Raw genomic sequence first — 14,511 nt, 5'->3', positions numbered from 1 at the left:
ATTTACATCAAGCTTCTTTTATTTCCTTTTTTCTTTATTTTTTTATTTTTTTATTTTTTTATTTTTTTATTTTTTTATTTTTTTTCTTCAATAAAACTTTATGACAAATCACATTAGCGATCGCCTAAAAACTCTTGGTATTGACTTACCTCCACCTGGACCACCCGCTGCCGCCTATGTCATGGCTGCAACAACTGGCAATACTGTTTTTTTATCGGGTCATATTGCTAAGCGAGATGGCAAGCCCTGGGTTGGTAAGTTGGGTCTTGATATGGATACCGAAACTGGTAAAGCTGCAGCGAAATCCATTGCGATTGATCTCATTGCCACACTTCAAAATCACTTAGGCTCACTGGATAAAGTAAAGCGCATAGTCAAAGTAATGGGTCTAGTGAATTCGACCTCTGAATTTACAGAGCAGCACTTAGTAGTGAACGGTTGCTCGGAACTACTTTTTGAGGTTTTTGGTGAAGCAGGAAAACATGCTCGTAGCGCGTTTGGTGTGGCGCAAATCCCTTTGGGTGCTTGTGTTGAGATCGAGCTGATTGCAGAAATTTAAAAAGAAAATAGATTTAATTTGTGTCTTTGGATGTCTTCTGGAGTGTCGACATCCATCACAAATGCCTGATTGCTGGTGTGCATAGCCCTGACCTTGCTGGGATGGGCATCCATGTACCCTCGGCAAACTATGCCCGGTTTGGCTAATACATCTAAGACTGCTTTATAAGAAAACAACACCGGGTTGCCACGCCTTCCATCTACCATTGGCAGAATGATTTCCTGACCACTGTCTCGCTTAGCGTATTCATTAAGCAATTCTTGTATTTCCTTTGCGCCCACTTCAGGCTGATCGGATAGCGCGACTAGCAAGACGTCAAAATCAGATTTAAATGATTCTAGGCCCAAGCGAACTGAGGATGGCTGACCCTTTTCTGGCGAAACATTTCTAATGATCTTTATCGGATGAGTCAAAGAGGTATTGATGTTTGCAATCTCAGACTCGATCAACTGAGCATGAAAGCCGGTGATCACAATGCATTCGACAGGACTAAATCCTTGAATTGCACTTGAAAAACGCTCTAAAAGGGTCTTGCCATCTTTATGAAGCAAAGCTTTTGGATGGGTGCCCAGCCGACTACCCTCGCCCGCTGCCAATAAGAGCACGGCTATACGTAATTGTGAATCTTGGGCTGATGGGCTAGAACTTGTCATTAGAGTGATAATAATTAGATTGCCAGTAAGAAATCATAAATACAAAAAATTAAATAATAGAAATTAAAGACAGTAAATGAATAGTACCGATTTAAGCGTATTAAAAGCCGCGGTAGATTGGCTCAAATCTGGCCATCCGGTTGCCATTGCCACGGTTGTTCAAACTTGGGGGTCCGCTCCAAGACCTATCGGCTCTTGGCTGGCTATTCGGGGTGATGGGCAAGTTACTGGATCAGTTTCTGGTGGATGTGTCGAGGATGACCTGATTCGCCGAGTGCAAACTGAAATTATGACTCGAGATTTGCCAGAAATGGTGGTCTATGGCGTTAGCCAACAAGAGGCAGCGCGCTTTGGCCTGCCCTGTGGCGGAACGCTACGGTTACTCGTCGAGCCAAAACCAGAGCTGGCTATTTTGGAAGCCATTCTAGAGTCGATCAGTAATCATCAAATTACTTCACGTACGGTGGATCTTGCGACTGGCAAGTCAACGCTCGAAGCTGGCAATCGTAATGAGGCATTCATCTGCGATGAGCACTTAATGAAAACCACTTATGGTCCTCGCTGGCGTATGGTGATCATTGGAGCCGGACAGCTGTCACTGTATACAGCTGACTTTGCTTTTGCGTCAGACTTTGAGGTGATCGTCATTGACCCGCGCGAAGAATATGCTGAAGGCATCAATCGTGAACAGATTCAGTTTATCAAGGGCATGCCAGATGATGTGCTGCTAGAAATTGGGGTTGACTCCCATACAGCGGTTGTAGCCTTAACGCATGACCCTAAGCTTGATGACATGGCTTTAATGGAGGCATTGAAGTCCCCTGCTTTTTATGTGGGAGCCCTGGGCAGCAGAATCAATACCCAGAAACGTAAAGATCGCCTGCTGGAATTTGATGTGACTCAGGAGCAGGTTGAACGTCTTCATGGACCCGTAGGTTTATTTATCGGCGCTTTGACTCCACCAGAGATCGCCGTATCGATCCTAGCGGAAGTGATTGCCGTTAAGTACGGTGTCCCAATACCTCAGAAGGTTTAGCGTAAATTAAAAAACCCGATCAACTCCTGACCGGGTTTTTTAATTCAGTAAAGCTAGATTAGCTTCTTAGTTCGCTGTGAGCTTTCCGTCTTTAAGTCTTGGCTCTACAAAGTGACCTTTACGAGCACGATTACCAGCAAAGGACTTCAAGGTTTTCGCATCGAGACTCAACTCCGTTGGTTTACCAGCTCGTCCCGCACCGGAATACGTAGCGCCATCAGGCCCAACCGCAATTGCAGAGGCCAACTTCTCTTTATCATCCAAGCCCATCAGAATGACACCTTTACCACCAGTCGGTAAGCGTTTAAGCTCATCGAGCGGGAATACTAATAACTTAGAGCTTTCAGATAAGCAGGCTACCTGCTTCATGCCTGCCGTGACCTTAGCGGCTCCGAGAGGTGCATCACCACCCGGGAATTTACTGTCGATACCAACAAACGATTTACCAGCCTTATTGCGAGTGGACATGTCGGCCACGTTTGCCAGGAAGCCGTTGCCTGATCTAGTAGAAATCAGCACGAGATCATCAGGCTGACCAGCATAGTAAGCAACCATTTGCGATCCAGCTGCCAAGTTCACAAAACTCGTTAATGGCGAGCCATCTCCACGTGCACCAGGCAATTCACTTACTGGTACGGTATAGACGCGGCCATCACTACCAAAGCCTTGCATCACATCGACTGTGCGACACTCAAATGTGCCATACAAGGCATCGCCCGCTTTGAAGGCAAACTGCGTTGCATCATGTTCATGACCTTGGCGCACGCGCACCCAACCTTTTTGCGAAACGATCACGGTAACTGGTTCGTCTAACACTTTAGTCTCAGCTACAGCGCGCTTATCTTCCTGAATCAGAGTACGACGATCATCACCAAAATCCTTCATGTCGGATTCAATTTCTTTGATGATGCGTTTACGTAGAACGGTATCGCTCTGTAATAAACCTTCGAGATCATCACGCTCAGACTTGAGCGCTTTCAGCTCTTGCTCAATCTTGATACCCTCAAGGCGGGCTAACTGACGCAAGCGAATATCTAAGATATCTTCCGCTTGACGATCACTCAGCTTGAACTCTTTTATGAGGTCAGCCTTGGGCTCATCACTAGTGCGAATGATCTTAATGACCTTATCAATATTCAGAAGAACGATTAAGCGCCCTTCCAAAATATGCATGCGATCATTCACCTTGCCTAAACGGTGTTGAGTACGCCTTGTAACAGTACCCACTCTGAAAGAAATCCACTCAGCAATAATCTCTTTAAGACCTTTTTGACGTGGACGACCATCAGTACCAATCATGACCAAGTTCATTGGTGCATTGGACTCTAGTGATGTATGCGCTAGTAATAAATTAGCAAACTCATTGACATCAATATTTTTACTCTTAGGCTCAAATACCAAACGGACAGCCGCATCTTTGCTCGACTCATCACGGACGCCATCAAGGACATTCAGAATAGTAGATTTAAGATTGCTTTGCTCGGGAGTTAAGGTTTTTTTACCAACCTTGACTTTAGGATTGGTAATCTCTTCGATCTCTTGCAATACGCGTTGCGATGAAGTTGATGGTGGTAGTTCATTGACCACAATCTGCCACTGGCCACGAGCTAATTCTTCAACCGACCAGCGCGCACGTACTTTTAAACTACCGCGACCCGCTTCATAAATCTGCGCAATTTCAGTTGCAGAAGAAATAATTTGGCCGCCACCAGGATAGTCCGGGCCAGGTATGATTTCTAATAACTCTGAAGTACTCATCTTCGGAGACTTCATCAAGGCAATTGCTGCACTAGCCACTTCGCGTAGATTATGCGAAGGAATCTCCGTTGCCATACCCACCGCAATACCTGATGCGCCGTTCAATAGAACAAAAGGTAAGCGTGCTGGTAACAACTTAGGCTCCTGAAAGGATCCATCGTAGTTCGGCGCAAAATCGACCGTACCTTCATCAATCTCACTTAACAACAAACCAGCAATTTTTGTTAAACGCGCTTCGGTGTAACGCATTGCTGCTGCACCATCACCATCACGGGAACCAAAGTTACCCTGACCATCAATCAATGGGTAACGTAATGAGAAGCTCTGGGCAAGACGCACTAATGCGTCATAGGCAGATTGATCGCCATGCGGATGGAATTTACCTAGTACATCACCGACTACACGAGCACTCTTGACCGGCTTCGCATCAGCACGCAAACCCATCTCACTCATCGAGAACAAAATGCGGCGTTGAACCGGCTTTTGACCATCTGAAACATCTGGCAATGCGCGACCTTTGACGACACTAATGGCGTAATCTAAGTAAGCGCGTTCAGCATAGACTGCTAGTGTGAGGCTGTCTTTGTCATCCTCATTGAGCTCAATCTTTTTTGGATCATGTGGATCATTGGGTCCACCTGCCTGAGCTGAAATGGGCTTATCCACTTCGACGATATTCATTTCAATTGGGTCGCCCGCAAACAAGTCAGCTTGATCTGTAGAGTCTGCGCTACCTGGAGTTTTTTTAATTGCCATTAGATGTCTGCCTCTACTTCGTTGCCGCGCTCTTCTAACCAATCACGACGCGCCCCGGACTCGGATTTACCCATCAACATATCCATTGTTTTAACTGTTTCATCTTCTGTCCATGCGCCCAAGGTCACCGGTAAGAGGCGACGCGTATCAGGATTTAAGGTGGTATCCCACAGCTGTTCAGCACTCATCTCCCCCAAACCTTTAAAGCGAGAAATCTGCCAAGCAGACTCCTTGACACCGTCTTTACGTAACTTGTCTTCAATTGCTTGTAGTTCGCTTGCATCTAGTGCGTAAATCTTTTGCGCTGGTTTTTTGCCACGCGCTGGCGCATCCACTCTAAATAAAGGTGGCCGAGAAATATGAATATGCCCCAGTTCAATTAACTTTGGGAAATGCTTGTAGAACAAGGTGAGTAGCAGTACTTGAATATGCGCGCCATCGACGTCCGCATCGGACAGGATGCACACCTTGCCGTAACGTAAGTTTGATAAATCCGGCGTGTCATTAGCACCATGTGGATCAACACCGATGGCAACTGCAATGTCATGTACTTCATTATTGGCAAATAAGCGATCGCGCTCAGCTTCCCAGGTATTGAGAACCTTGCCACGCAAAGGCAGAATCGCTTGATATTCTTTATTGCGCCCCATCTTGGCTGAGCCACCCGCTGAATCTCCCTCAACAAGGAAAATTTCATTCAGGCTGATATCTTCGCTCTCACAATCAGTCAACTTTCCTGGGAGAACTGCCACGCCGGAGGATTTTTTCTTCTCTACTTTTTGGCCGGCACGGGTTCTTGCTTGGGCTTGCTTAATCACTAAGTCTGCTAATTTACGTCCGTAGTCAACGTGCTCATTAAGCCAAAGCTCTAATGCGGATTTAGCGTAGCCAGAAACTAAGCGCACTGCGTCTCTAGAATTCAGGCGCTCTTTAATTTGCCCCTGAAATTGTGGATCTAGTACCTTGGCGGACAAAATAAATGAAGCGCGCGCAAAGACATCCTCAGGCATCAACTTGACACCTTTAGGTTGCAAAGCATGCATCTCAATAAAACCTTTGACGGCATTAAAGAGGCCTTCACGTAGACCACTTTCATGCGTTCCACCTGCAGGAGTCGGAATCAAGTTCACATAACTCTCACGCACAGGCGCACCATCTTCAGTCCAGGTAACAACCCAGGCTGCGCCCTCGCCTTCAGCAAAGGAATCGTCATCTCCATTACCGGTAGCGTATTGCTCACCCTCAAACGGAGGAATCACTTCTGCGCCATGACCTGCTTGAGCCATTGCTTCATTTAAGTAGCCGCGCAATCCTTGGGCATATTGCCAAGTTTGGCTCTCGCCAGACTTTTCTTGAATCAGGGTCACTTTTACGCCTGGCAATAAGACTGCCTTAGAGCGTAATAAACGAATGAGTTCAGGCATGGGGATGACTGCGTTATCAAAGTACTTGCCATCAGGCCATGCACGTACACGCGTACCGTGAGACTTATCCTCTTTGCCAGCGGCGCTGGTTTTGAGCTTTTCAATCACCCTGCCATCAGCAAAGGCCAATGTGGAAACTTGACCCTCACGCCAGACGGTAACTTCTAGACGCTTGGATAGCGCATTGGTAACAGAGACACCAACACCATGCAAACCACCAGAGAAGGCATACGCACCACCGGAGCCTTTTTCGAATTTACCGCCAGCATGAAGCTGGGTGAAGACAATTTCTACTACCGGGAGCTTCTCAGTTGGGTGCATTCCCACTGGAATACCGCGGCCATCATCCTCCACGCTCACACTGCTATCGGTATGCAAAGTCACAATGATGTGCTTGCCAAACCCGCCTAGTGCCTCGTCAGAAGCGTTATCTAGCACCTCCTGAATGATGTGCAAGGGATTATCAGTACGGGTGTACATTCCCGGCCGCTGACGGACGGGTTCAAGCCCTTTTAGGACTTGAATCGATGATTCGCTGTATTCGGATGTTTTACGGGTAGCCATGCGCGCAAATTGTAGTCATGTCTGAAGGAAAACCTGAATTTTCCTGAATTACCCTTTTTTTCATGCCAAAATTGCAGGATGGGAGCCTTAAGTCATATTCGCGTTTTAGACCTCAGCCGTGTGCTTGCCGGCCCGTGGTGCACTCAAAATCTCGCCGACCTCGGTGCAGACGTCATTAAGGTTGAAAAACCTGGTGAGGGTGACGATACACGGCACTGGGGCCCTCCTTTTGCCAGAGATCAAAATGGCAAAGATACGGCTGAAAGTGCGTATTTCATATCCATTAACCGTAATAAACGCTCCATTACGGTCGATATTAGCAAGCCTGAGGGCCAAGAAATCATTCGCCAGCTTGCAAAAGAGTCCGATGTAGTCATTGAGAACTACAAAGTTGGACAACTGGCTCAGTACGGGCTAGATTACGAGAGCTTAATCAAAGTGAAGCCCGATCTCATTTACTGCTCAATTACTGGATTCGGGCAATTTGGGCCATACTCAAAACGCCCTGGATACGATTTTATTGTCCAAGGAATGGGTGGCTTCATGAGCGTTACCGGTGAGGCGGACGGCTTTCCGGGGGCAAGCCCACAAAAAGCTGGGGTTGCAATTGCCGATATCTTTACCGGGATGTACGCCACCACCTCCATTTTGGCGGCCATTGCCCATAAAAACCATACTGGCGAAGGTCAATACATTGACTTGGCCCTCTTGGATACGCAAATAGCAGTCATGGCAAATGTAGCTAGCGCCTATTTATGTTCTGATGAAATCCCCAAACGTTGGGGTAATGCATCGCCAACGATAGTGCCTTATCAAACACTTCCCACTTCAGATGGCTGGATGATTGTTGCAGCCGGTAATAACGGTCAATTTAGGCAGTTTGTGACAGCAGGCGATGAAGCCCATTTAGCCGACAACCCTCTGTATTCAGAGAATCCAATGCGAGTAAAACACCGCGAACAGCTAGTGCCTCTGCTAGAGGAAATGACAAGAAAGAAAACTAAGGCAGAGTGGATTGCATTGCTTGAGAAAGCAAATGTACCCTGCGGACCAATTAATAATTTCCAGGAAGTATTTGAAAATGAACAGGTCAAAGCCCGTGATATTCAAATAAATGTGCCCCATCCCACGACTGGCAGCATGAAGTTGGTAGCGAGCCCAATGCGACTCTCAAAAACGCCTGTAGAAGTCAGAATGGCACCCCCAACCTTGGGACAACATACTGATGAGATCCTACGCGAGAGACTGGGTCTTAGCGCGCAGGATATCGATTTACTGAGAGAGAATGGTTCGATCTAATCGAGCTTGCCAATTTTTCTAACTACTTCATTCATCTTGGCAATGTCCTTATCCCAAAAGGTTTGGAATTCAGGTTCGTCAAGATAGTCGATTGGACTTCCTGCATTGCCAATGGTTGAGCGAATGGAATTGTCACTAACAGCAACTCGCAATGCATCACGATACTTTTTGACAATCGGCTCAGGCGTACTCTTCGGTACGAAAATCCCAGTCCATTGATTGTATTCAACGGGGATTCCGAGTTCTTTCAGAGATGGCACATCTGGTAGTGCAGCCATCCTGCCCGATCCAGTGTGCGCTAAGGCCCTCAGCTTTCCAGCCTTGACGTTTTGAACCACCGTTGATGGACCACTAGCAACAATATCAACCTCTCCACTGAGTACCGCCAGCACAGCAGGGCCAGCACCACCATAGGGAATATGAACAACGAAAATATTCTGATTTGTTTTTAGCATCTCCATTGGCAACTGCATGGTTCCATAGTTACCAGAAGAGCTGAAATTGTATTTACCAGGATTCTTTTTGGCATCAGCAACAAACTCTGCCATGGTTTTCCATGGAGCATCATTCTTCACCACAATCACTAATGGATCAGAGGTAATGCGACCAATTGGTCTGAGCTGGTTGGTAGCATATGAAGCCGTTTTGCCAGCAATCTTATCTGTCTCTGGAATGGTTGAAACAGAGGACATGGCAAACAATACGTTATAACCATCTGGCTTTGCTTTTGCTACATAGGCGTTACCGATTCCGCCACCTGCACCAGGTTTGTTTTCCATGATGATCGGCTTTTCAAGATTTTTAGCCATGCCATCAGCAATGGGCCTGCCTACAACCGTGGCAACCCCACCTGGCGGAAATGGAATGATCATGGAAATGGGTCTGTTAGGCCAAGACTCTTCTGCAGACGCTGACTGGCCAGAGGCGCCCTGGCTAAACAACAATATTGCAGCAAACAAACAGCCTAATAAGATTCCGATTTTTTCTTTTTTCTTGGAATGCATTAATTTGTCTCCTCCAACTATTTTTTCTATAGGCCTACGCAGACGTACTTCATCTCAAGGTATTCATCAATACCCCAAGAGCTACCCTCTCTACCTAAGCCGGATTGCTTGACGCCGCCAAATGGAGCAACCTCGTTAGAAAACAGGCCTGTATTGACACCGACCATGCCGAACTCCAGAGCCTCAGCAACTTTCCAGATGCGACCGATATCACGGCTATAGAAATAAGAAGCCAATCCAAACTGGCTGTTATTGGCGAGCTTGACAACCTCTTCATCAGATTCAAAAGGAATGACTGGGGCAACTGGTCCAAAGGTTTCTTCAGTTACCACCAGCATGGAATTACTTACATTAGCCAAAATGGTAGGCTCAAAAAAAGTACCGCCTCGTTCAGAAGACTTGCCACCGGTAACTAAGGTCGCTCCATTAGCAACTGCATCCGCAATATGCCTCTGGACTTTAGCTAGTGCATGCTCATCAATCAATGGTCCTTGAGTCACCCCAGGCTCTAAACCATGACCCACTTTGAGTCCTTTAGTGGCTGCGGCAAACTTTTCAACAAATTCGTCGTGAACTTTTTTATGCACATAAAAGCGATTGGCTGCAACACAAGCTTGGCCAGCATTGCGGTACTTAGCAAACATGGCTCCAGCAACAGCATTGTCAATGTTGGCATCTTCAAAAACAATAAATGGCGCATGACCACCCAACTCAAGGGCAATCTTTTTCACTGTTGGGGCGCACTGCATCATTAGCAACTTACCAACCTCAGTAGATCCAGTGAACGAAAGATGCTTCACCACTTGAGAATCGCAAAGTGCTTTACCAATTGCGATGGAATTATGAGCATCCGCAGTCAAAATATTGATCACCCCATCAGGGACACCTGCACGCGAAGCGAGTTCAGCCAATGCCAATGCTGACAACGGTGTTTGTTCAGCAGGCTTGATGACAATAGAACAACCAGCTGCCAGTGCTGGAGATACTTTTCTAGTAATCATGGCGCTCGGGAAGTTCCAAGGAGTAATCGCTACACAAACTCCGATGGGTTGCTTTAGCACCATCAAACGCTTGTCTTCCCAGGTTGAACTAGGAATGGCGCCGGTTACCCGTTTTGCCTCTTCAGCAAACCACTCAATAAAGGAGGATCCATAATGAATCTCGCCTTTAGCTTCAGTCAAAGGCTTACCCTGCTCCAATGACATGATGATCCCAAGATCTTCGGTATGCTCAGTAATTAAGTCAAACCACTTGCGCATCACTGCAGCGCGCTCCTTACCAGTTTTTGTGCGCCATTGCGTAAATGCAGTTTCAGCTAATGCAATAGCGTCTAGTGCATCAGCAACATCGAGATTGGGAACCTGAGCGATTTCTTCGCCAGTTGCAGGATTGGTTACTGAGAAAACTTTGCCAGATTTAGCTTGAAGCCATTTACCGCCGATAAATGCATCACCCTTCAGGAGATTTTTATCTTTCAATAACGAACTAATGTGATTTACTGCTGACATAAATAAATACTCCAAAGAATCTTGTAGGTGGCAAAATTGCTCATTAATTTAAAAAGTGTTTTGACCCCACCAATCAGTAAAAACCCTAGGCAGGTATTGCTTTACCAAGGTGTTAATTATTGGATACGAAGAAAATTTTGCAATCAAAAATGAATACAAAAATTATTCTGCGTAACAGGCCAAATCAAACCGTAACACAAGATAACTTTGAATGCATTGACGCCGATATAGAGCCTCTCAGGAGCGGCCAAGTCCTGGTTTTAAATCAATGGCTTTCTCTGGATCCCTATGTGCGCGGCAGAATGACTGAGCGCAAATCATATGCACCCTCAATGGCGCTTGGCGATGTTGTCATGGGCGAAGGCATTGGAATTGTCATAGACTCCCAATCCGATCAATTTAAAACGGGAGATAAAGTCATTGGCATGCTGGGATGGCAAACCCATGCCGTCATGAATTGCTCTGCGATCAAGCTTATTCCTGAGATTCCATTTTCGGAAACCTGGCCTTTGGGAGCCGCAGGAATGCCTGGGATCACTGCCTGGATTGGGATGATCGATATTTGTAAGCCCAAGGCCGGTGAAACCATCCTCGTTACCTCTGCCGCAGGTTCCGTAGGGAGTGTCGCTGGCCAACTTGCCAAACTACAGGGGGCTCATATCATTGGAATTGCAGGCCCTGAGGAAAAGTGCGCTTATGTGCAGGATGCATTGAATTTTGATTACTGCCTGTCCTATCAGCACTGCAATTGGCTTAGCAACTTCAATAAATACGCCCCCAATGGTATCGATGGGTTGTTTGAGAATGTTGGGGGCACCCTATTTGACAGTCTGACTCCTCAAATGAACCCCTACTCCCGCATTGCCATCTGTGGACTGATTGCCGAAGGACTTGAAGAGCAGCTCCACAGCATCAATCTGCGCACCTTGCTAGCCAATCGCATGTTAATTCAGGGATTTATCGTCTCTGATCATGTCGCTCGCTGGCGAGAGATCCAAAAGCAATTAATAGACCTCATAGCTGAACAAAAGATCCAGGTGTATGAAAAAATCACTGAAAACCTGCAAAACGCACCTCAGACCCTGATTGATCTGCTGGAGGGCAGGTGTTTGGGCAAACAAATAATCAAGCTATCCTAAGCGCTGGACATCCAGAAAAAACATCAATGACAACCCAATCTAGACCATCTAACATCCTCACACTGAAGAATCTGCTGGTCTTTGGCGGGCTGATGGTGACTTTTTCCATGGGTATACGCCATGGATTCGGTCTCTTTAACTTACCTATTACCTCTGCCAATGGTTGGGGGCGAGAAACTTTTGCTCTGACTATGGCATTGCAAAATTTAATTTGGGGTGCCGTTCAACCTATCACAGGGGCATTGGCTGATCGTTACGGTGCACTCAAAATCATGATTGCTGGGGGTGCACTGTATGCACTCGGTTTAGCCGGTATGGCGGTCTCTACCGATGCACTGAGTTTTGCATTTGCGGGCGGATTGCTAATCGGTCTTGCACAAACTGCAACCACCTATAGCGTGGTGTATGGCATCTTAGGTCGCAATGTTGCTCCTGAAAAAAGAGTGTGGGCAATGGGCATCACTGCAGCAGCTGGATCATTCGGACAATTTTTAATGATTCCAGTTGAGCAAGGCTTACTATCAAACTTTGGTGCCAATGATGCGTTACTCGTATTAGCGCTCATGGCAAGCCTCATGATTCCGATTGCGTTTATGTTGCGCGAACCCAATGCTGCGAATATGCAGCAAGGTAGCAATCAAACCATCAAAGAAGCCTTAAAAGAAGCGATGGGTAACCCCAGCTTAAGATTGATTACTTTGGGATATTTTGTTTGCGGATTTCAGGTGGTATTTATTGCGGTTCATTTAGCACCTTACCTAAAAGATTTATCCAAGCTGTACCCTGATGTTGGTGCACCTTTTGTAGCGACTACCGCCCTAGCTTTAATTGGTCTATTCAATATTTTTGGAACCTATGCCGCCGGAATCTTGGGGCAACGCTTTCCGAAGCGCTACCTTTTATCAGGCATCTATATCAGCAGATCTGTAGCGATCATCGCTTTTGTTTATCTGCCCCTGAGCCCAACGACTACCTACATCTTTGCAGCCATCATGGGCTTCTTATGGCTCTCCACCATCCCATTAACCAATGCCATCGTTGCACAGATTTTTGGCGTGAAGTACCTCTCAATGCTCTCTGGTCTCGTATTCTTCTCCCATCAACTGGGCAGCTTCTGCGGGGCTTATTTTGGAGGCTACCTGTTTGATCGCACCGGCTCCTATCTGATCGTTTGGAATATTGCGATTGCCTTAGGTGTGTTTGCATTCTTAATTAATTTTCCAGTAAAAGAGCGGGCAATTGCACGCCTGGCTACTGCTTAATTTTTTAATGCATATTTCTATTTCGCGCTTCGTCTCATACACCCTATTGGCAGCGATATTGGGAATTATTTTCTGCGCGTACTTTGCGCCAGAGTTGACAGTCGCAATCACCAATCAAGTGTGGGCGCTGTGTGGCTGGTAATCGGTGGATAATGTAGCTTGCACTAGTATCTTTTTTATAAAACGTTTTATTTTTTAATCTTGCCGTAGCACAATGGATAGTGCACATGCCTCCTAAGCGTGGGATACAGGTTCGATTCCTGTCGGCGGGACCACTTCCCAATCAGAACTTATCCACAGCCTTTGTGGATAAATACCCAAAAGTTTTCGTAAGTCTTAGATTTGTATAGAGTGACCTAGCTTGCTTAATTTATGAGCATTCGCCATCAACAAAAATGTACGTAAATCATTGTTGACAATTCAAATTTATTTATAGATTTATGCATCAGTTTTTGGTAAAAAGGATTTCTCTTACACTTAGGGCATGCATAAGCTCATAACCAAGCTCACCACCAGCACCATCGCTGCCTTAGAGGAATTACTTCAAAATACCGCAAGGCCGGCTCCGCCTGATTACCTACCCATCCATTTCTTGGGTGGCTACACTGCTGGACAAATTATTGGGCACATAAGCCCTGATTTCACGGCCCATTTACTCGAATTCTTAGCAAAAAATCCAGTCCCCCACATAGAAATGAGCCAGGATCGCCTGACTATTTACCATGCAAGACCCCTGGAGCTCTCTAAAAGCCTCTCGAAAATGGCTGATCGGATGCGCCAAGGTGGGTTTATTCCAGGGTGGCGGAATGAGGATTTCGCTTGGATTGACCAAAATGGCCACGAATACTTCCGTTTAGAGCGCTCTGCCTTCCGCGCTTTTGGCTTTCGGAGCATGGCAACCCATATTAATGGCTATACCAAGGCGGGTAATCTATGCCTTGGGAGGCGGAGCGAAACCAAATCAACTGACCCTGGCCGTCTCGATAACCTAGCTGCAGGCGGTATTAGTGCAGATGAAACCCCATGGGTGAATGCCCGCAGGGAGTTATGGGAAGAAGCCGGTGTGCCAGCCCAGATTTCCGATCAAATTGAGCCCGTGGGTCGCATCCATATGCGTCGCACTATCCCGGGCCGGGGCTTTCATGATGAACAGCTCTATATTTATGACCTCGAGCTGGCGGATAACTTTGTACCCACTAATTATGACGGAGAAGTAAGCGGTTTTATTGAAATCTCGCTTTCAGAGGCTGCAGCGCGCATTTTGGCTGATGAATTCACTAGCGATGCCGCCTTGGTGACTGCGGATTTCATTTTGCGCAATAACAGTAAGGAATAATTCCTCCAAACTGGATCTAAGTACTTAATTTTGATCACCCAGCTGAAAGGCATTTCGTGGTTAAATAAGACCTAAGGATGAAACAGGGGTGCCCTTGAGTGATGTATGCTACAAGGCGCTGAGAAAGACCCTATAACCCGATCCAGGTAATGCTGGCGTGGGGAGTTTTCCATCAGACCGTCACCCGGTTTCGTCCATCTAAAAAACAGTCAG

General features: G+C 46.5%; 12 protein-coding genes, 1 tRNA gene and 1 riboswitch. Of the genes, 8 read left to right on the top strand and 5 right to left on the bottom strand.

Translation table 11 applies throughout. The features are described from left to right. Positions 1-100 precede the first annotated feature (100 nt). Entirely contained in the window at positions 101-559 is a 459-nt protein-coding gene (locus tag C2747_RS05205; RefSeq protein ID WP_215332978.1) for a RidA family protein, read from the top strand. Here C2747_RS05205 and C2747_RS05200 read toward each other — a convergent pair. After that, positions 556-1,212, bottom strand: a complete 657-nt coding sequence (locus C2747_RS05200) for a nucleotidyltransferase family protein (protein ID WP_215332977.1) — start codon at positions 1,210-1,212, stop codon at positions 556-558. The genes C2747_RS05205 and C2747_RS05200 overlap by 4 nt on opposite strands. A 76-nt stretch (positions 1,213-1,288) precedes the next feature. Here C2747_RS05200 and C2747_RS05195 point away from each other — a divergent pair, with 76 nt between their 5' ends. After that, a complete protein-coding gene (locus C2747_RS05195; RefSeq protein ID WP_215332976.1) occupies positions 1,289-2,248 on the top strand; it encodes an XdhC family protein in 960 nt (319 codons plus the stop codon). 66 nt (positions 2,249-2,314) lie between these two features. Here the strand turns inward: C2747_RS05195 and parC are convergent, their stop codons facing one another. Together parC and C2747_RS05185 are read right to left on the bottom strand one after the other, a co-directional pair. Next, positions 2,315-4,687: a DNA topoisomerase IV subunit A gene (parC, locus tag C2747_RS05190; protein ID WP_251374858.1), complete on the bottom strand. Its 2,373-nt coding sequence runs from the start codon at positions 4,685-4,687 to the stop codon at positions 2,315-2,317. A 74-nt stretch (positions 4,688-4,761) separates the two neighbouring features. Next, positions 4,762-6,750 carry a DNA topoisomerase IV subunit B gene (locus tag C2747_RS05185; protein ID WP_215332975.1) on the bottom strand — a complete coding sequence of 663 codons (1,989 nt, stop codon included), beginning with the start codon at positions 6,748-6,750 and terminating at the stop codon, positions 4,762-4,764. 78 nt (positions 6,751-6,828) lie between these two features. Between C2747_RS05185 and C2747_RS05180 the strand changes: the two genes are divergently transcribed. Then, entirely contained in the window at positions 6,829-8,049 is a 1,221-nt protein-coding gene (locus C2747_RS05180) for a CaiB/BaiF CoA transferase family protein (protein WP_215332974.1), read from the top strand. Here the strand turns inward: C2747_RS05180 and C2747_RS05175 are convergent. Together C2747_RS05175 and C2747_RS05170 are read right to left on the bottom strand one after the other, a co-directional pair. Beyond that, on the bottom strand, positions 8,046-9,053 hold the full coding sequence (locus C2747_RS05175) for a tripartite tricarboxylate transporter substrate binding protein (protein WP_215332973.1): 1,008 nt from the start codon (positions 9,051-9,053) through the stop codon (positions 8,046-8,048). The genes C2747_RS05180 and C2747_RS05175 overlap by 4 nt on opposite strands. Before the next feature lie 26 nt (positions 9,054-9,079). Continuing rightward, positions 9,080-10,561 carry an NAD-dependent succinate-semialdehyde dehydrogenase gene (locus C2747_RS05170; RefSeq protein WP_215332972.1) on the bottom strand — a complete coding sequence of 494 codons (1,482 nt, stop codon included), beginning with the start codon at positions 10,559-10,561 and terminating at the stop codon, positions 9,080-9,082. Between the two features lie 149 nt (positions 10,562-10,710). On the opposite strand from C2747_RS05170, the gene C2747_RS05165 reads away from it, so the two are divergent. The 5 genes from C2747_RS05165 to C2747_RS05150 all read left to right on the top strand — a co-directional run bounded on the left by C2747_RS05165 (position 10,711) and on the right by C2747_RS05150 (position 14,298). Then, positions 10,711-11,700, top strand: a complete 990-nt coding sequence (locus C2747_RS05165; RefSeq protein WP_215332971.1) for an NADP-dependent oxidoreductase — start codon at positions 10,711-10,713, stop codon at positions 11,698-11,700. Between the two features lie 26 nt (positions 11,701-11,726). After that, entirely contained in the window at positions 11,727-12,962 is a 1,236-nt protein-coding gene (locus tag C2747_RS05160; protein ID WP_215332970.1) for an MFS transporter, read from the top strand. A gap of 7 nt (positions 12,963-12,969) precedes the next feature. Next, positions 12,970-13,104 (top strand): hypothetical protein, encoded by a 135-nt coding sequence (locus C2747_RS10600; RefSeq protein ID WP_285896678.1) that lies wholly within the window; start codon positions 12,970-12,972, stop codon positions 13,102-13,104. A gap of 58 nt (positions 13,105-13,162) precedes the next feature. Beyond that, positions 13,163-13,237, top strand: a tRNA-Arg gene (locus C2747_RS05155). Between the two features lie 209 nt (positions 13,238-13,446). After that, entirely contained in the window at positions 13,447-14,298 is an 852-nt protein-coding gene (locus tag C2747_RS05150) for an NUDIX hydrolase (RefSeq protein WP_251374835.1), read from the top strand. A 74-nt stretch (positions 14,299-14,372) separates the two neighbouring features. Then, positions 14,373-14,479, top strand: a riboswitch (TPP riboswitch). Positions 14,480-14,511: the final 32 nt, after the last annotated feature.

Source organism: Polynucleobacter corsicus (assembly GCF_018688255.1).
GTDB classification, from domain to species: domain Bacteria; phylum Pseudomonadota; class Gammaproteobacteria; order Burkholderiales; family Burkholderiaceae; genus Polynucleobacter; species Polynucleobacter corsicus.
This window is presented reverse-complemented; position numbering and strand designations above follow the sequence as displayed.